At 66.4% G+C, this 256-nt stretch carries 1 protein-coding gene; it reads left to right on the top strand.

Annotation, left to right across the window (positions count from 1 at the left end):
- Nucleotides 1-256: penicillin-binding transpeptidase domain-containing protein (locus tag C5F48_RS24700; RefSeq protein ID WP_258186608.1), on the top strand; the 256-nt coding region annotated here is incomplete at both ends.

Below are 256 nucleotides of genomic sequence, written 5' to 3'. Positions count from 1 at the left end.
TACCGGCGAGATCCTCAGCCTCGTCTCGCTGCCCGACTTCGACCCGAACGACCGGCCGCAGCCGCTGGTCGGCAAGAAGGACGATCCCGCCGACAGCCCGCTCTTCAACCGCGCGGTGCAGGGGGTATACGAGCTCGGCTCGGCCTTCAAGATCTTCGCCGTGGCCCAGGCGATGGAGCTGGGCCTGCTCGGTCCCGGGACCATGGTGGACGCCAACGCGCCGATGCGCTGGGGCAAGTTCAAGATAAACGAGTTT

Source organism: Cereibacter changlensis JA139 (assembly GCF_003034985.1).
Taxonomy (GTDB): domain Bacteria; phylum Pseudomonadota; class Alphaproteobacteria; order Rhodobacterales; family Rhodobacteraceae; genus Cereibacter; species Cereibacter changlensis.
Note: the sequence above shows the minus strand (reverse complement) of the source record. Positions and strands in the feature narration are given on the sequence as shown.